Source organism: Massilia sp. TSP1-1-2 (assembly GCF_049896185.1).
Lineage (GTDB): Bacteria > Pseudomonadota > Gammaproteobacteria > Burkholderiales > Burkholderiaceae_D > Telluria_A.
On record NZ_JAFCTU010000187.1, the window covers coordinates 1 to 647 of the forward strand.

The window sequence follows — 647 nt, forward strand, 5'->3', positions numbered from 1 at the left end:
CCAATAAAGTATGGCGGCGTAGAAAATTGGCGTCTCCACAGCCCCAGCAATGGCCGGGTAGGTGTGCGACAAAAACGACTCCGTCACGCCGTCCGATGCCGCAACCATTCCCTGCAAAGTCATCGTTGGCATTTTATTTTCTTCCCATAACGTCGCGCCAGTGTGCCTGGACAGATGGATCAAGCACATCAGCTCTAGCGATCTGGATGCCGGTTGTCATTCCCACACGCTTCACGATTTCTTGAACGCAGAAATCTACCTTGCCTTGCTTCCTCTTGGGATCTTCAAATAGAATCGCCCCGCAAGGCATAGGGTAAGAAGGAAACCACCTGTCGAACTGTGCAGCGTTTGCAGTAAGAAGCGGATTCGCGCCGGGCGTCACAACAACATGATCAATTGGCGCGGCCAGCTCCTGTGCAGTTGGCGAGGTCGTGGGTCCGACGCCGATCTGCCGGTGCGGAGAAAAGTAGTAGATGGAACCACCAACCGCAACTATCATTCCAAGCTTCGAAACGAATATCCAGAAGTTACGCATTTGATTTCCCTCCAATGTTTTCGGCATTGATTTTTTCGAACGTACACGCGCACGGCGACTTTTCAAGTTTGGCTGAAGTGCTCGTGCAGCCGTCAACAAGTGAAACAACGAA

General features: G+C 51.9%; 1 protein-coding gene. It reads right to left on the reverse strand.

Going from position 1 to position 647, the window contains the following annotated elements; translation table 11 throughout:
- Positions 1–133: 133 nt before the first annotated feature.
- Positions 134–647 (reverse strand): hypothetical protein (locus tag ACP7BV_RS27620; protein WP_426108110.1); only part of this gene is annotated, 514 nt, incomplete at its 5' end.